Origin of the sequence: Actinocrinis sp. (assembly GCF_035650855.1) — a bacterium.
Lineage (GTDB): Bacteria > Actinomycetota > Actinomycetes > Streptomycetales > Catenulisporaceae > Actinocrinis.
In genome coordinates, this window is the sequence record NZ_DASRGV010000125.1 from 1 (window position 1) to 16,106 (window position 16,106).

Genomic DNA, 16,106 nt, shown 5'->3' on the forward strand with positions numbered 1-16,106 from the left:
CCAGCTGCACCACGCCGAGCGGATCGCCGACGCCGACCACCTCACCCAGCGGTTCGCCTTCGTCCTCACCGTCCTCGTCCCCGAGCAGCTCGCCCTCCCAGTCGCCGTCCTCCTCGCCCAGCTCCTCGCCGACCGGCGGCACCGGCGGCAACAAGGTGAGCAACCCCGGCTTCGAGTCCGGCGCGCTCTCCCCGTGGAGCTGCACCGGCAACCTCGGCTCGGTGGTCTCCAGCCCTGCGCACGGCGGCAGCCATGCGCTCCTGGGGGCCGCGTCCAGCTCGGATGACGCGCAGTGCTCGCAGACGATCAGCGTGAGTCCGAACACCAAGTACACGCTCAGCGCGTGGGTGAACGGTTCATACGTGTTCATCGGCGACACCGGCACGGGCACGAGCGACACGAGCACGTGGACGCCCGGAACCGGCGGCGCGTACCAGCAGCTGTCCGTCACCTTCACCACCGGCGCGTCGACGAGCAGCGTGACGATCTGGGTGCACGGCTGGTACGGACAGGGCTCGTACTACGCGGACGACTTCTCGGTCGCGTAGCCGATCAGAACAGCATCAACTGACACAGGTCGCTGCTCCCGGAGCGCGTCGCCACCAGGTGCGCTTCGGGAGCCACGACTGGAGTCGGCGAGGGCTTCACCGGGGTGCTGAACCCGCTGAAGTCGACCTCGTACCCGGCGGTGCTGCGCCCGGTCGGCGTCGCGTCCACGGACACCTGAAGCCCCAACCGGTAGGTGAGGCGCACCAGCGAGCCGGTGCCGAGGTCGGTGTAGAGGTCGATGGAAACCTTGGTGGTGCCGGCCTTCTGCACGATCACCGACTTCGGGAGCTGATCCGCGACCGCCGGGATCTTCGCCAGGTCGACGGTGCCGGTGTACTCGACCGCCGACTTGGTGTCCACCTCGCTCGCCCCGTCCACGTGCACCTTGTCCAGCGCCCCGAGCGCCAGCCACCAGATCGAGTGCGTCGATCCGGCCGCGCGCGCGGCGGACAGGTCGTCCACGAACCAGGTGCGCCCCGGATACAGGTGCTTCTCCTTGGCCGGGATCGAGGAGTAAAGCTTTCCGCCCACCACGACCACGTTCAGCGGGTCCTGCACCACGCTGCTGCTGCCGAGCACGTTCAGCGTCCCGGTCAGCGAGGCGGTGCCGAGCGTCGGATCCAGCCGGCCGGTCAGCTGGCGGCTGGCGGCGATCTTCTTCGCGCTGTCCGTCTCGACGCTGCTCACCGTGAGCGCCCCCGCTTTCGGCGCGGCCAGCCAGGCCCGCAGCGCCTCGACCGCCTTGGCCTCCGCCGCCCCCGCGGTGTCCGTGTCGGAGGTCCGCGCGGCCGGCTCTGTGGTGTGCGTCGCGGCCGGCCCGGAATGGCAGGACGATACGAGCGCGCAGCTCAGGAGCACCGCGACCGCCGACGCGACCGCCCGCTTGCCCATCGTCGTCCCTCTCGCCGTCTCAAGAACGGATGCCGTCCAGGCACCCGGTCTCTTCCCCCTGCGGGCCGGCGGTCCCGTATTCTCCGCCGCACTCGCCCGCCTGCCGGCCGACCCGTGTCCCGGCAGGACGCGACCGGCGGCCACCCTTGAAAGCACCACGCGGTTGCCTGGCCGACCGTCACGACCTGCGCTGCATCAGCGTAGCGGACCCTCGCGACGTAAGGTCTGCACCGCCCTCTAGCTGACCCCTACGCGCCGCACGCGCTGAAAACAGCAGTTATGTCGCCTTGCATGGACTTGACCGCGGTTGCTTCTGAGGCCGAGTCGTTTGCCTGGGCCGAGTCGCGCAGCGCGGTCAGGTGGACCTTCATCGTCGCGACCGCCCCTCGCAGCGCCGTGGTCCGAGCCGTCTCGGCGGCTTGCTCCGCTTGGACGATCGCCTTCTGCGCATCGGCGACTGCGGCTGACTGGTGGTCGATGTCTTTCGTGAAGACATCGGTCACTGTCAGAAGCGCGTCCTGGGCGAGGGTGCAGCCGACCACATCACTGCCGTCCAGCGCGGCCGTGACCGTGGCCTGCAATCTGAACGTCATCGGCGGCACAGTCAACGTCTGCCCCTGCCCCGTATCGCTTCCGCGGTGCCCGGTGAAAACGATGAGCAGGACCACGGCCGCTACTACTGCCGTGGTCGCTGCGCCGATCAGTGCGTTGCGAGCGCGGCCGCTCAAGCGCGGTGGCGGTGGCGACGCAACGCCGTCAGTGGGTTCAGGCGTGCTGTTGCCGTTCTCGGTCAAGATCTCCCCCAGCGCCGCGTCGAACGGCGATCAGCCCGGCTGGAACGGTGCCCCCAGCAGGACTCGAACCTGCGACCAAGTGCTTAGAAGGCACCTGCTCTATCCGCTGAGCTATGGGGGCGGCGGCGCGCGGAACCAGGGTAGTAGAAGCCGCCGTCACTACGCGGCGCCATTCCGGTCCGCCGGTCGCGGCCAGGGGCGGTCGGGCACGCGCTCCGGAGCCGGGGACAGCGCGCTCGGCCGGCCTTCGCGCCACCGCGCGAGCCGGGGATGAAGCTGATCCTCAAGCCAAATCGACCGCAAAAGGTCCCACAGCCGGGGCGCGCTTGGTACGGTCGGGGGCAGGCTCGCCCCGGTTCGCCCAGGACGAAGCCGCAACAGAGAAGTTATAAACAAACCTGACCCCGGTGTTCCCATGTCCCCAGGGGCTGCGGCATGCTCACGGCTGTGACGATCACAGGCCCGGACGCTGACCTGCTGGGCGCGGTGGGCGCGCTCCGCGACAGCGTGGCCGCGCCACGGCTCCCACTGGCCGCGGACGGTGTCGTCGCCACGCGCAGAATCCAGGCCGAACTGATCAGACGCCTGGACGACTATCTGATACCCAGGCTGCGCCGGCCCGAGGGCCCGGTGCACATCGTGGTCGGCGGCTCGACCGGCGTCGGCAAGTCCACCCTGGTCAACTCGCTGGTCCGGCAGGAAGTCAGCAAGGCCGGGGTGCTGCGCCCGACCACCCGTTCCGCGGTGCTGTGCGTGAACCCCGCCGAGGTCGCCGCGGTCACCGGCCCGGAACGGCTGCTGCCGGCCTTCCTGCGCGCCCCGGGCCCGACCGATCGGGCCGATGCCCTGACCCTCGCCCCGCATCCGGCCATCCCGGCGGGAATCGCGCTGATCGACGCCCCGGACGTCAACTCGGTGGTCGCCGACAACCGGGACGCGGGGGAGCGGCTGCTCGGCGCGGCCGACGCCTGGCTGCTGGTCACCACCGCCGAGCGCTACGCCGACGCGGTGCCGTGGCGGCTGCTTCAGGCGGCCCGCGAGCGGCGGGTGACCATCGCGATCGTGCTGAACCGGGTGCCGCCGGAGAGCCTGCGCGAGGTGCGCGAGGCCGGACAGGCGCTGCTCGCCGTCAACGGACTCGGCGATCTGCCGCTGTTCACCGTTCCGGAATCCGTTCTCACCGGCGGCCTGCTGCCCGAGTACCTGCTCGACCCGCTGATGACCTGGCTGCGTTCCACCGCGCACGATCCGACGATGCGTCAGGCAACGATCGCCGCGACGGTCAACGGCATGTTCGATGACTTACCCCGTCGCCTCGGTGCGGTAGCAGAGGGTCTGGCGGCGCAAGTCGAGGCAGCCGACCGGCTGCGCAGCCAGGCGGATCTCGCATACGCCGCCGAGCGCATCTCGCTGCATGACGCCGTCGCTCAGGGCGAACTGCTGCGCGGTACGCCGCTGCTGGAGTGGCAGGCGATGATCGCGCCAGACCGCGCTACCTCGCTGTTCTCGGCCGGCGATCCGGCCGCGGAAACCGCCCGCCGCCTGCTGCTCGGCGCCGCGGCCGACCAGGTGGCCGCCGCCGCGTCGCGGGCCGCCGAGCAGGTCGCCGGGGCCTGGCGAGAAGCGCTGGCCGAGCAGGACAGCGCCGAAGCCGTGGTCTCGGCCGGAACCCGCGCCGGAGCCGTGCCCCCCGAACTGGACGAATGGGCCGACGGCCTGGTCGACCTGCTGGCCAGGGAACCGCACCGCAAGCGCTCCGACGCCCAGTTCTTCGCGGCCGGCCGCAATGGACCCGCCGCGCTGCTGGCCGCCGTCGTCTTCACCGGCCGCCGCGGCGCCACCGCGCCACCCAGACGCCGCCGCGCCTTGCGCTCAGGTTCCTCCAGCGACCGGACCGTGCACCCGGTCGCCGCCGCGACCCGCCGGCTGGCCGACGCGGTCTTCGGCGCGGACGAGACCGACCGGCTCGCCGAACTCGCCGCCACCTCGCTGGACACCGCCCTCGGCGCGCTGTTCGACCGGCTCGCCTTCCGCCACCACCGCGCGCTGTCCGACCTCGGCGTCGAGCCCGGCGCGGCGAAGGCGCTGCTCGAAGCCGGGCAGGCGGTGCAGCGGGCCCGATGAGAGTCATCCGCGGCAGTCAACGCACCCTCGGAGTCGGTACTCGACTCGACGCGCTGGCCCGGCTGGTCGCCACCGCCGAGGACCGGCTGCCGCAGCAGGCGCTCGACCCGGCGCGCGAGGTGCTGCGCCGCGCCGCCGCCCGCTTCGGCATGTCCGCGGAGCACACCGTGGTCATCCTCGGCGGCGCCACCGGCGTCGGGAAGTCCTCCCTGTTCAACGCCCTGGTCGGGATCGGCCTTTCCCCGGTCGCGGTGCGCCGCCCGACCACCACGCAGGCCATCGCCTGCGTCTGGGAGGCGGACCGGCTCGCCGAGGCCAGGCCGCTGCTCGACCGGCTCGGCGTGGAGTCGCGCCGCCAGCTGACCCGCGACTCGGCCCTCGACCGCTCCTCGGTGCGCGACGCGCTCGCCGGGCTGGTGCTGGTCGACCTGCCCGACCACGACTCGGCGGTGCGCGAGCACCAGATCGAGGTGGACCAGGCGGTGAGCCTGGCCGACGTCGTGGTCTGGGTCACCGACCCGCAGAAGTACGCCGACGCCTCCTGGCACGACCGCTACCTCAAGGCGCTGGCGCACCACGCGGACGTCATGCTGATCGTGCTCAACCAGATCGACCGGCTGCCCCCTGAGGCGGTGACCGAGTGCGCCGCGGACCTGGCCAGGCTGGTCGAGGAGGACGGGCTGACCGGCGTCGCGGTGATCCCGGTCTCCGCACGCACCCGCGAGGGCCTCGACGAGCTGCGCCGCCGGCTGACCGAACGGGTCTCCGGCCGCAGGGCCGCCGCGGACCGGCTGGCCGCCGACGTCGACAGGGTCGCCGAACGGCTGGCCCCGATGCTGGTCACGGACACGGCGACGCCGCAGCAGGACGACGGTGAGGCAACGGTTTCCGACGAGGCGCGCGCCGAGGCGATGGACGGCCTGCGCGCGGCTGCGGGCGTCGCCAGCCTCGCCGACGCCGTCAGCGAGCGGATCGCGGTCCGCGGCCAGGCGGCCGTCTCCACGCCGCTGCGCCTTTTGCGCGAGCTCGTGGACCCGGGCACGGCCGCCGCACCGGGCACCGCGGGCTCGGCCGGCTCCGGGCGGTCGGGCGCCGATCGCGGCGCTGACGGCCCGTCAGGCGGCGGCAGCCTGCGCGACCTGGTCCGCGCGGCGACCGACGCGGAGGACGACGCCCCGGCTCCCGTGCCGGTGGACCGGGCGGCGCTGGAAACCGTGCTCTCCCGGCTCTCCGACGCGGCCACGGCGCAGCTCCCGCCGGACTGGGCCCGCGCGCTGCGCAACCAGATCACCGGCAGCAGGCGCAAGGTGGCCGACCGGATCGACGCCGCGCTGGCCGCCAGCGAGATCGAGGCCAGGCCGCCGTCCCGGCGCCTGGTCGTGCAGACCGGCCACGCCGCCCTGCTCACGCTCACCGCGCTGTGGGTGGTGCTCTGCTTCGTCCCCGGCTTCCCCGAGGCCCTCGCCATCGTGCTCGCCGCCCTGTGCCTGCTCGGCTCGATCACCCTTGACCTGACCGCGCGCCGCAAGGCCAGGGAAGCCGCGGTGGCCGCCGGGCAGGTCGCGGTCGGGCGGCTTTCCGTGGAACTGGCCGCGGTCGCGCAGGACGAGCTGTTCGGCCCGATCGGCGAGGAGCTGTCCCGATATCGCAGCGCCCTGGCCGACTTCAAGACGGTGCGCGAGGGCTGATCGCGGCTCCGGCGGCGTCACCCGCCGCACCGTTCCCGCCGCCGAGTTATCCACAGAGCGCTGAAAGCCGGTCCGGACCGGCTCCGTAGGGCCACTAAGCTTGTAGGCATGGCGGAGTTCATCTACACCCTGCGCAAGGCCCGGAAGGCCCACGGCGACAAGGTCATCCTCGACGACGTGACCCTCTCGTTCCTGCCGGGCGCGAAGATCGGCGTGGTCGGCCCGAACGGGGCGGGCAAATCGACCGTGCTGAAGATCATGGCCGGTCTCGAGCAGCCGTCCAACGGCGACGCGAACCTGACCCCCGGCTACTCCGTCGGCATCCTGCTGCAGGAACCCGAGCTCGACGAGAGCAAGGACGTGCTGGCCAACGTGCAGGAGGGGGTGGCCGACACCAAGGCGATGCTGGACCGCTTCAACCAGATCGCCGAGCTGATGGCCACCGACTACTCCGACGAGCTGCTGGCCGAGATGGGCACGCTGCAGGAGCAGCTGGACCACCGCAACGCCTGGGACCTGGACGCCCAGCTCGAGCAGGCCATGGACGCGCTGCGCTGCCCGCCCGGCGACGCCGACGTCAAGGTGCTCTCCGGCGGCGAGAAGCGCCGGGTGGCGCTGTGCAAGCTGCTGCTCGAAGCCCCCGACCTGCTGCTGCTCGACGAGCCCACCAACCACCTGGACGCCGAGTCGGTGCTCTGGCTCGAGCAGCACCTGGCCAAGTACGCCGGCACCGTGGTCGCGATCACCCACGACCGGTACTTCCTCGACAACGTCGCGCAGTGGATCCTCGAGCTCGACCGCGGCCGCGCCTACCCCTACGAGGGCAACTACTCCACCTACCTGGAGACCAAGGCCTCCCGCATGAAGGTCGAGGGCCAGAAGGACGCCAAGCGGGCCAAGCGGCTCAAGGACGAGCTCGAGTGGGTGCGCTCCAACGCCAAGGGCCGCCAGGCCAAGCAGAAGGCGCGCCTGGCCCGCTACGAGGAGATGGCGGCCGAGGCGGAGAAGACCCGCAAGCTCGACTTCGAGGAGATCCAGATCCCGCCGGGCCCGCGCCTGGGCAGCGTGGTGGTCGACGTCGCCAAGCTGAGCAAGGGCTTCGGCGAGCGGCTGCTGATCGACGACCTGTCCTTCACCCTGCCGCGCAACGGCATCGTCGGCGTGGTCGGCCCGAACGGCGCCGGCAAGACCACCCTGTTCAAGACCATCGTCGGCTTCGAGCAGCCGGACTCCGGCGAGGTCAAGGTCGGCGAGACGGTGAAGATCTCCTACGTGGACCAGAACCGGGCCGGCATCGACCCGAAGAAGACGCTGTGGGAGGTGGTCTCCGACGGGCTCGACTACATCCAGGTCGGCCAGGTCGAGATGCCCTCGCGCGCGTACGTCTCCGCGTTCGGCTTCAAGGGCCCGGACCAGCAGAAGCCGGCCGGGGTGCTCTCCGGAGGCGAGCGCAACCGGCTCAACCTCGCGCTCACCCTCAAGCAGGGTGGCAACCTGCTGCTGCTCGACGAGCCGACCAACGACCTGGACGTCGAGACCCTCTCCTCGCTGGAGAACGCACTGCTCGACTTCCCCGGCTGCGCCGTGGTGGTCTCCCACGACCGCTGGTTCCTCGACCGGGTGGCCACGCACATCCTGGCCTACGAGGGCGACTCCAAGTGGTTCTGGTTCGAGGGCAACTTCGAGTCCTACGAGAAGAACAAGGTCGAGCGGCTCGGTCCCGAGGCGGCCCGCCCGCACCGGGTCACCTATCGCAAGCTGACCCGGGGCTAGCCGGGTGCCCGCGGAGATCACCGACAAGGGGCTGAGGTACGTCTACCTCTGCCCCTTGCGGTGGGCGGACATGGACTCCTTCGGGCACGTGAACAACGTGGTCTACCTGCGCTACCTGGAACAGGCACGCGTGGAGTGGATGTTCATGACCGCCAAGCAGGCGGGGATCGAGGAGTTCTCCCTCGGCACCGTGGTGGCCCGGCACGAGATCGAGTACAAGCGCCCCCTGGTCTACCGCTCGGAGCCGGTGCGCGTGGAGACCTGGGTGACCCGGGTCGGGAACGCCTCCTTCACCGTGGCCTACGAGGTCAAGGACGACGACTTCGTATACGCCGTCGCCAAGACGGTCCTGGTGCCGTACGACCTGGGCGCCGAGCGGCCGCGGCGGATGACCGCGGAGGAGCGCGACTATCTCAAGCCCTACCTCGCCCCCGCGCCACCCGAGTCGCGGCACCGTTGAGCGTCACCGCCGAACCGCCGCCGCTCAACGTCCGAACCGCTGAACCACCGACCCGCTGGTAGACCGATGAACGACGAGCACGTATTCGCCAGCCTGGAGGACGCGGCTGCCCTGGGCGTCTACCTGCAACGCCTGCTCGGCATGGACAAGACAGCCGCAGTGCGGTTAGTCGGCATAGGGCCGGTGGCCGCCGCGTACGCCGCTCCGCCACTGCACGGATCCACAACCCGCGCCAGCGTTCTGACGGTGCGTACGGTAAGCCTCGCCGAAGGCGCGCAGCCCTTCGACCGCACCGTGTCCGCCGGTCAACTGCTCGAATCGATCCACACCGACGAGGACGGCACCGCCGGATTCGCGCTGCCCGCGCAGCTCACCGGCGGCCCGTCCTGGGCCGGCCTGCTGCCGCCGCGCACCGGCTGGCGCCCGCTCGGCGAGATACCGCTGCGGCAACTCGCCGAAGCCGTCACGCAGGGCAACGCCGACTTCAGATTCGCCGCGCTCGGGCGCGACCGCGCGGCGCTGGACAATCTCGCCGAGGAGATCTGGACCCGCGAGCTTCCGCACGGCCTGCGCTGGCGCGCCGCCCACGCCGCGTCCGCGATGGGATTCCTCGGCCCGCAGCCGGAAAGCTCCGCGCAGTCCGCGCGAGTGGCCGCACACACGCGGTGGCTGCGCCTGGACACCCCCTACGGCACCGCGCTGGAGCGCATCAACGCCGGCCTGTGAGGCCCGGCCCGGTCCAGTTCCGGGGTACCAGCAACATCGGCCAGTGGCACAAGCTAGGGTGTCGCTTCTGTACGCACTCACTGGTTGAGGGGAGAGATCGATGAGTGCACCGAAGATCACCGTCATCGGCACGGGCTACCTGGGCGCCACGCACGCGATCTGCATGGCTGTGCTCGGTTTCGACGTGCTCGGCGTCGACGTGGCGCAGGACAAGGTGGACCGGCTCAACGCCGGGCAGGTGCCGTTCTTCGAGCCGGGACTGCCCGAGCTGCTGGTCAAGGCCCTCGAGTCCGGCAAGCTGCGCTTCACCACCGACTACGCCGAGGCCGGCGCGTTCGGCGACGTGCACTTCGTGTGCGTCGGCACGCCGCAGCTCGCCGGCTCCAACGCGGCCGACCTTCGTTATGTGGAGAGCGCCGTCACCGCGCTCGCGCCGCACCTGGACCGCCGCGTGCTCGTCGTCGGCAAGTCCACCGTGCCGGTCGGCACCGCGGGCCGGCTGACCGGCCTGCTGCGCGCGCTCGCGCCGGCGGGGGAGCAGGTCGAGCTGGCGTGGAACCCGGAATTCCTGCGCGAGGGCTTCGCCGTGGAGGACACGCTGCGGCCCGACCGGCTCGTCTTCGGCGTCGAGTCGCAGTGGGCCCAGGACCAGCTGCACACCGTCTTCGCGCCGATCATCGAGCAGGGCAGCCCGGTCGTGATCACCGACCTGAGCACCGCCGAGCTGGTGAAGGTGGCCGCGAACTCCTTCCTGGCCACCAAGATCTCCTACATCAACGCGATGGCGGAGGTCTGCGAGGCCACCGGCGCGGACGTGCACCAGCTGGCCGAGGCGCTGTCCTACGACTCCCGGATCGGCGGCCGCTTCCTGCGCCCCGGACTCGGCTTCGGCGGCGGCTGCCTGCCCAAGGACATCCGCGCCTTCGCCCACCGCGCCGAGGAACTGGGCGTCGGCCAGGCCGTGGCCTTCCTGCACGAGGTGGACGCCATCAACCGGCGCCGCCGCTCCCGCACCGTCGACCTGGTCCGCGAACTGGCCGGAGGCTCGCTACGCGGCGCCAGGATCGCCGCGCTCGGCGCCGCGTTCAAGCCGGACTCGGACGACATCCGGGACGCACCGGCCCTCGACGTCGCCCGCATGCTCCAAGAAGGCGGCGCGAAGGTGCGCGTCTACGACCCGGAGGCGCTGGAGAACGCCCGCCGCGCCTACCCGAACCTGGAATACGCGCACAGCACGCTTGAGGCGGCGCGCGACGCCGACGTGGTGGTGCTGCTGACGGAGTGGACCGAGTTCCGCGAGATCGACCCGGCCGCGCTCGGCGACGTCGTCGCTCAGCGGAAGGTGGTGGACGGTCGCCACGCGCTCGATCCGGTTGCGTACCGCGCCGCGGGCTGGGAGTACCGCGCCCTGGGACGTCCGTAGCCGAGCTCGGCGAATCCGGCCCCGCCGAACCCGCACGAGAGCCAGTCTCAGCGAAGTCCGGGTGCCGCTACTCGGCGTTGACCATGAAGTGCGCGGCCCGCTCCAAGTACTGCCAGAGCTCGGTCTCGTCCGCCCCGGGCAGCTTCAGCGAGCGCACCGCCTCGGCCATGTGATGCAGCCACAGATCCCGGGCCCGGGCGTCGACCCGGAACGGCGCGTGGCGCATCCGCAAGCGCGGGTGCCCACGCGTCTCGCTGTACGTCGACGGGCCGCCCCAGTACTGGATCAGGAACAGGGTCAGCCGCTCCTCGGCCGGGCCCAGATCCTCCTCCGGGTACAGCGCCCGAAGCTCCTGGTCCTCGGCGACGCCCTCGTAGAAGCGGTGCACCAGCGCCCGGAAGGTCGGCTCGCCGCCGACCCTGGAGTAAAACGGCTCCGGTTCTCCGCGCGGAATGCTCACCTGCGTCACCCGACCATCCTAATGCCGCGCCACGCCGTGATCTTCGGCGCGGCAGCCCGGCCGGTCCTCCGCGAAAACCCCAGCAACCCCAGCCTTGAGCGGCTCAGTCCTTTAACTCAGCCAGCCGCGATGGCAGGCCTGCCAGCCGAGCTGCAACCGCGTGCTCACGCGCGCCAGGTCCATCATGTGCGCCACCCGCCGCTGCACGGTGCGCAGGCCGAGGCCGAGCTGCTTGGCGATCGCCGCGTCCGTCGCGCCGACCATGAGCAGCGAGAGGATCCGCAGATCCAGGCCGGTCGGCTCGGTCTCGGGGACGTCGAGCTCGATCCCGCTGGGCTCCACGAGGCGTACCGGCACCGCGCGGTCCCACACCGATTCGTACAGCCCCATCAGCAGCCTGATCAGGCCGGGGGCGCGCACGAACATCGCGGAGGGCTCGCCGCCGTCCGGGTTCGTGCCGTCGCTCAGCGGCACCAGCGCGACCGCGCGGTCCGCGATCACCAGTTTCGTGGGCACCCGCTCCACCACCCGGCACAGCTGCTGGTGCTTCATATGCGCCATCAGGCCCTCGAAGGCGCCCGGGCGATCCAGCATCGCGTGCTCGACGATGACGTGGTACCGCACGCCGCGGTTGATGGCCTGCTCCTCGGCCGCGCTCTCGCCCGGCGCGACCACCTCGTGGCTGGCCTCTGACATGACGTGCAACTCGGCGGTCGCGGCCATTTGGACTTGCTCGAAGCGATGCCGCACCGCGTGCGCGCCAATCACCACTTCCACCAGATCGCGCGCGGAGCTGTCCGCGCTCGCGCTGCGGTACGCCTCGGCCAGCGATGCCAGGCCGAGCTCGGCGCGGTACAACGCGTGCCGCTGCTCAGCCAGCAGCGCCCCCAGAGCCACAGCTGGCGGAGCGGCCACATAGCGCTCCCGCGGCCCGGTCTGCTTCGTCACCAGTCCCAGCTCGGCCAGCTGCGTGAGCGCCTTACGCACCTCGGCCCGCGGCAGCCCGGTCCGCTCGACAAGCCCGGCAGTACTGCCGGACCCCGCAGTCACCAGATCCTGGTAGACACGCTCCGCCGTCGGATCGAGGCCGAGTATGCCGAACACCGTCTATCCCCTCGTCAGCAGGTCTGCATGATCCGTGCCCGATTTGGCGGCGCGGATGCGTCTACCTCGCGTGTCTTTGTGCGTCCATGATTATCCGCCGCCGAAGCTGTTCTATGACGCGGGCTCACGTTCGCCAAGATCAGCGGCCGGTCCGCCGCCGAGGCGCAGTCGGCGTGTCCCGGTTTTGGCACTCGGGTTGACCGAGTGCCAGCGGGAGTCATAACCTGCCGATTGGCACTCTCGCCGTGAGTGTGCCAATGCCACCCCGTCCCCCTGGCACCCGCGACGACAGGCGTGGACGGTGGCCCTAAGTCGACCGGCGGGGCGGTGTTCCCGCCGTCAGTGAATGTCTCCGAAGGAGAGGTCACGACCGTGGCTACCGTTGCCATCAAGCCGCTTGAGGACCGCGTCGTCGTCAAGCCGCTGGACGCCGAGCAGACCACCGCCTCCGGCCTGGTCATCCCGGACACCGCGAAGGAGAAGCCGCAGGAGGGCGTCGTCCTGGCCGTGGGCCCGGGCCGCTTCGAGGACGGCCAGCGCCTCCCGCTCGACGTCAAGGAAGGCGACGTCGTCCTGTACTCCAAGTACGGCGGTACCGAGGTCAAGTACAACGGCGAGGAGTACCTCGTCCTGTCGGCGCGCGACCTGCTCGCCGTCGTCAACAAGTAGCAGGCGCCCGCGCAGCCAGCCGTGAAGGCCGCGTTCCGCAAGCCCCGCTCGGACGGGCGGCGGGGCGCGGCCTTCCGCGCCTGACGCGCGCACGTCCGACCGGCCGGCCACCAGGCCCGGCGGAGCGACCAGGTTCGCTGTTCCACCAACCCAGGCTTAGAAGGGACGCTTGGCACTCATGGCCAAGATGCTGCAATTCGACGAGGACGCCCGCCGCAAGCTGGAGCGCGGCGTCAACGCGCTCGCCGACGCGGTCAAGGTGACGATCGGCCCGAAGGGCCGCAACGTCGTCATCGACAAGAAGTTCGGCGCGCCGACGATCACCAACGACGGCGTGACCATCGCCCGCGAGGTCGAGCTCGAGGACCCGTACGAGAACCTCGGCGCCCAGCTCGCCAAGGAGGTCGCGACCAAGACCAACGACATCGCGGGCGACGGCACCACCACCGCGACCGTGCTGGCCCAGGCGCTGGTGCGCGAGGGCCTGCGCAACGTCGCGGCCGGCGCGCAGCCGATCGCGCTCAAGCGCGGCATCGACGCGGCGGTCAAGGCGGTCTCCGACCACCTGCTGTCCACCGCCAAGCCGGTTGAGACCAAGGAGTCCATCGCCCAGGTCGGCGCGATCTCCGCGCAGGACCAGGCGATCGGCGACCTGATCGCCGAGGCGATGGACAAGGTCGGCAAGGACGGCGTCATCACGGTCGAGGAGAACAACACCTTCGGCCTGGCCCTCGAGTTCACCGAGGGCATGCAGTTCGACAAGGGCTACCTCTCGCCGTACATGGTCACCGACCAGGAGCGCCAGGAGGCCGTCCTTGAGGACCCGTACATCCTGATCAACCAGGGCAAGATCTCCTCGATCTCCGAGCTGCTGCCGGTGCTGGAGAAGGTCGCCCAGTCCCGCAAGCCGCTGCTGATCATCGCCGAGGACGTGGACGGCGAGGCGCTCTCCACCCTCGTGGTCAACAAGATCCGCGGCACCTTCAACTCGGTCGCGGTCAAGGCCCCCGGCTTCGGCGACCGCCGCAAGGCGATCCTGCAGGACATCGCGACCCTCACCGGCGCCCAGGTGGTCAGCCCCGAGGTCGGCCTCAAGCTGGACCAGGTCGGCATCGAGGTGCTCGGCACCGCCCGCCGGGTGACCGTCGACAAGGACAACACCACGATCGTGGACGGCGCCGGCGACTCCGGCGCGGTGCAGGACCGGGTGCGCCAGATCAAGGCCGAGATCGAGGCCTCCGACTCCGACTGGGACCGGGAGAAGCTGCAGGAGCGGCTGGCCAAGCTGGCCGGCGGCGTGTGCGTGATCCGGGTCGGCGCGGCCACCGAGGTCGAGCTCAAGGAGAAGAAGCACCGTCTCGAGGACGCGATCTCGGCCACCCGCGCCGCGGTCGAGGAGGGCATCGTGGCCGGTGGCGGCGCGGCGCTCGTGCACGCCACCGCGGTGCTGACCGAGCGTCTCGGCCTGAGCGGCGACGAGGCGACCGGTGTCGCCGTGGTGCGCAAGGCCCTGGTCGAGCCGCTGCGCTGGATCGCCGAGAACGCCGGGCACGAGGGCTACGTCGTCACCGACAAGGTCTCCAACCTCGACGACGCCAAGGGCCTGAACGCGGCCACCGGCGAGTACGTGGACCTGATCGCGGCCGGCGTCATCGACCCGGTCAAGGTCACCCGCTCCGCGCTGGCCAACGCCGCGTCGATCGCCTCGATGCTGCTGACCACCGAGACGCTGGTCGTGGACAAGCCGGCGCCGAAGGAAGACGAGGGTCACTCGCACGGCCACGGGCACAGCCACTAGTCGCAGTGACCAGTCACAGTCATTAGTCACAGTTACCAGTCACGGCTCCCCGCGACAGTAACTGAGCACGACGGGACTCCCGTAGCCACTGAACCTGGTGGCTACGGGAGTCCCGTCGTTTCCGCGCTGCTATTCCGTTACGCCTTAACGAGCGGCTTGGTCTTCTTACGCGGGGCCGGCTTGCTCGGCGACTTCTTCGGTGCGTTCGTGGCGGCGGCCTTGGTCTTGGGAGCCGCGGCTGCCACGACCCCGCCGGCCATTCGCTTGCGCCGCGGTGTCGACTCGAATGCAGCGGCCTCGTCGCCGGCGCCGTTCGCCGCCGGCTCCTTCGCCTGGACCTGGTCCTGCATCGCCTTCTCGCGCAGCAGCTTCTCCTTCAGCTTCTCCTGCCGCGCCCGCGCCTCCTTCTGCCGGGCCGCCTGTGCCCGTGCGAGCGCCTTCTGCCGCGCGTGATGCTCCTCGCGTTCCTCCTCCGTCATGCCGCCCCAGACGCCGTACGGCTCGCGCACCTTCAGCGCGTGGTCCGCGCACGGTATCTGCACGGGGCAGTTCATGCAGATCTCCTTCGCCGCCATTTCTCGGCTCGATCGCGCCGCACCGCGCTCGCCCTCGGGGTGGAAGAAGAGCGAGCTGTCCTTGCCTCGGCACAGACCGCGCAGCTGCCAGTCCCACAGATCGGCGTTCGGGCCGGGGAGCCGTGAGAAATCGGCCATCGCCGCTGTCCCTCCTTGTCGCCGGCGGCGCGTTCAGTGACAGTGCGCTCGCTCAGCGTGTCCGTTGTAAACCGCAGGTCATCCAGTGATTGGACGTGTCATGACAAGGCATTCCCCGGTAAGGGTGGAGTTGCCGGTACTGACGCCTATACCCACCTATTTGTTAGGTAAGGGAGCAGTGTGTTCTCGACCTACGAACGGCCCAGTGCCGAGCCCCTGAACGGCCGATGCCCCGCTGCCCCGACCTGCGATTTCGATGGAATCACCCCGTTGTGGCGAGAAGGTGCCAAAGGCCTTAACACCGGGTCACGGCACACCGGCCGGTACACCCGTGAGGAGCTCGTGCTGCGCACCGGTGTCCCGCACGCCGCGCTGCGCGATCCGGACGGCGATCCGAACGGCGTCGGGCAGCACCGGCCCTACGCCGCCATCGACGTCGTGCGCCTCGCCGTGGTCGACCGCCTCGTGCGCTCTGGCGTGCCGGTGGCGCGCGCCGCCGCGCTGGTGCGAGCGGCGGAGAGCCGGGTGTCCGCCGCGGTTTGAGCCGGTCAGGGCTTCCCAAATTCCGACGCCCGGGTCCAAACTGGGTCTGCAATAACAGCCCGTCACGATATCGTCACAAAACGTCCGTGCGCCGCCCCGCGCGGCCGGTCTCGATCCGCCGGTCGCCCGCCGTCCGGCGTGGCCTGCGCCGAGCGGGTGAACGGACTTTCGCCGAAAACTCGATCTTGAGCTGCGACTGTCCCGAAATCGCCACCCGATTGTGCGTAACGCTTTCGGGTGACGGTCGTTGAGTCAGTGCGTAGGGGGCCGGAACCCCCCACCCGGCGGGCCGTCCCACCGGTTTCCGGCCCCACTCGCGTCAATTCCCGGCATTGCCTGACAGCAGCAGGTATCCACAGTGCGTGGAGGCACATATGACGTCCATCCTGGT

14 protein-coding genes, 1 tRNA gene and 1 pseudogene are annotated in these 16,106 nt (G+C 70.7%); 10 read left to right on the top strand and 6 right to left on the bottom strand.

The genetic code is table 11. From position 1 onward, the window contains the following. The coding region (locus tag VFB40_RS09965; protein WP_349261420.1) for a carbohydrate binding domain-containing protein at positions 1 to 548 on the top strand (548 nt) is incomplete at its 5' end. A gap of 4 nt (positions 549 to 552) precedes the next feature. Here the strand turns inward: VFB40_RS09965 and VFB40_RS09970 are convergent. The 3 genes from VFB40_RS09970 to VFB40_RS09980 form a co-directional block, all read right to left on the bottom strand. Then, a complete protein-coding gene (locus VFB40_RS09970; protein ID WP_324849189.1) occupies positions 553 to 1,440 on the bottom strand; it encodes a hypothetical protein in 888 nt (295 codons plus the stop codon). Positions 1,441 to 1,688: 248 nt separating this feature from the next. Next, a complete protein-coding gene (locus VFB40_RS09975) occupies positions 1,689 to 2,234 on the bottom strand; it encodes a hypothetical protein (protein ID WP_324849191.1) in 546 nt (181 codons plus the stop codon). Between the two features lie 48 nt (positions 2,235 to 2,282). Continuing rightward, positions 2,283 to 2,355: transfer RNA gene (locus tag VFB40_RS09980), tRNA-Arg, on the bottom strand. Positions 2,356 to 2,681: 326 nt separating this feature from the next. On the opposite strand from VFB40_RS09980, the gene VFB40_RS09985 reads away from it, so the two are divergent. The 6 genes from VFB40_RS09985 to VFB40_RS10010 all read left to right on the top strand — a co-directional run bounded on the left by VFB40_RS09985 (position 2,682) and on the right by VFB40_RS10010 (position 10,428). Then, positions 2,682 to 4,358 (top strand): GTPase family protein, encoded by a 1,677-nt coding sequence (locus VFB40_RS09985; RefSeq protein WP_324849193.1) that lies wholly within the window; start codon positions 2,682 to 2,684, stop codon positions 4,356 to 4,358. After that, a complete protein-coding gene (locus VFB40_RS09990; RefSeq protein WP_324849195.1) occupies positions 4,355 to 6,046 on the top strand; it encodes a GTPase in 1,692 nt (563 codons plus the stop codon). Before VFB40_RS09985 ends, VFB40_RS09990 begins: the two co-directional genes overlap by 4 nt. A 108-nt stretch (positions 6,047 to 6,154) precedes the next feature. Then, the gene (ettA, locus tag VFB40_RS09995; RefSeq protein WP_324849197.1) at positions 6,155 to 7,819 is read left to right on the top strand and encodes an energy-dependent translational throttle protein EttA; all 1,665 of its coding nucleotides are present in this window, start codon (positions 6,155 to 6,157) and stop codon (positions 7,817 to 7,819) included. A gap of 4 nt (positions 7,820 to 7,823) precedes the next feature. Further along, positions 7,824 to 8,279 carry an acyl-CoA thioesterase gene (locus tag VFB40_RS10000; protein WP_324849199.1) on the top strand — a complete coding sequence of 152 codons (456 nt, stop codon included), beginning with the start codon at positions 7,824 to 7,826 and terminating at the stop codon, positions 8,277 to 8,279. 66 nt (positions 8,280 to 8,345) lie between these two features. Then, positions 8,346 to 9,005: a DUF8185 domain-containing protein gene (locus tag VFB40_RS10005; RefSeq protein WP_324849201.1), complete on the top strand. Its 660-nt coding sequence runs from the start codon at positions 8,346 to 8,348 to the stop codon at positions 9,003 to 9,005. Positions 9,006 to 9,105: 100 nt separating this feature from the next. Then, positions 9,106 to 10,428 (top strand): UDP-glucose dehydrogenase family protein, encoded by a 1,323-nt coding sequence (locus VFB40_RS10010; protein ID WP_324849203.1) that lies wholly within the window; start codon positions 9,106 to 9,108, stop codon positions 10,426 to 10,428. 67 nt (positions 10,429 to 10,495) lie between these two features. On the opposite strand, the gene VFB40_RS10015 is transcribed toward VFB40_RS10010, so the two are convergent. Then, a complete protein-coding gene (locus VFB40_RS10015; RefSeq protein ID WP_349261421.1) occupies positions 10,496 to 10,888 on the bottom strand; it encodes a globin in 393 nt (130 codons plus the stop codon). Between the two features lie 111 nt (positions 10,889 to 10,999). After that, positions 11,000 to 11,992 (bottom strand): helix-turn-helix domain-containing protein, encoded by a 993-nt coding sequence (locus tag VFB40_RS10020; protein WP_324849207.1) that lies wholly within the window; start codon positions 11,990 to 11,992, stop codon positions 11,000 to 11,002. Between the two features lie 342 nt (positions 11,993 to 12,334). Between VFB40_RS10020 and groES the strand changes: the two genes are divergently transcribed. Together groES and groL are read left to right on the top strand one after the other, a co-directional pair. Beyond that, positions 12,335 to 12,661 carry a co-chaperone GroES gene (gene groES, locus VFB40_RS10025; protein WP_414639882.1) on the top strand — a complete coding sequence of 109 codons (327 nt, stop codon included), beginning with the start codon at positions 12,335 to 12,337 and terminating at the stop codon, positions 12,659 to 12,661. Between the two features lie 178 nt (positions 12,662 to 12,839). Continuing rightward, a complete protein-coding gene (gene groL / locus VFB40_RS10030; protein WP_324849209.1) occupies positions 12,840 to 14,459 on the top strand; it encodes a chaperonin GroEL in 1,620 nt (539 codons plus the stop codon). Positions 14,460 to 14,875: 416 nt separating this feature from the next. Here the strand turns inward: groL and VFB40_RS28505 are convergent. Continuing rightward, positions 14,876 to 15,172, bottom strand: a pseudogene (locus VFB40_RS28505) (WhiB family transcriptional regulator); the annotation flags it as partial. Positions 15,173 to 15,514: 342 nt separating this feature from the next. On the opposite strand from VFB40_RS28505, the gene VFB40_RS10040 reads away from it, so the two are divergent. Next, entirely contained in the window at positions 15,515 to 15,715 is a 201-nt protein-coding gene (locus VFB40_RS10040; protein WP_324849213.1) for a hypothetical protein, read from the top strand. The last annotated feature ends 391 nt before the right edge of the window (positions 15,716 to 16,106 follow it).

Excerpts from the sequence above, each read along its gene's own strand:
- VFB40_RS10005 (WP_324849201.1), top strand. The coding sequence starts at position 8,346 with ATGAACGACGAGCACGTATTCGCCAGCCTGGAGGACGCGGCTGCCCTG.
- VFB40_RS10010 (WP_324849203.1), top strand. The coding sequence starts at position 9,106 with ATGAGTGCACCGAAGATCACCGTCATCGGCACGGGCTACCTGGGCGCC.
- VFB40_RS09970 (WP_324849189.1), bottom strand. The coding sequence starts at position 1,440 with ATGGGCAAGCGGGCGGTCGCGTCGGCGGTCGCGGTGCTCCTGAGCTGC.
- ettA (WP_324849197.1), top strand. The coding sequence starts at position 6,155 with ATGGCGGAGTTCATCTACACCCTGCGCAAGGCCCGGAAGGCCCACGGC.
- groL (WP_324849209.1), top strand. The coding sequence starts at position 12,840 with ATGGCCAAGATGCTGCAATTCGACGAGGACGCCCGCCGCAAGCTGGAG.
- VFB40_RS09990 (WP_324849195.1), top strand. The coding sequence starts at position 4,355 with ATGAGAGTCATCCGCGGCAGTCAACGCACCCTCGGAGTCGGTACTCGA.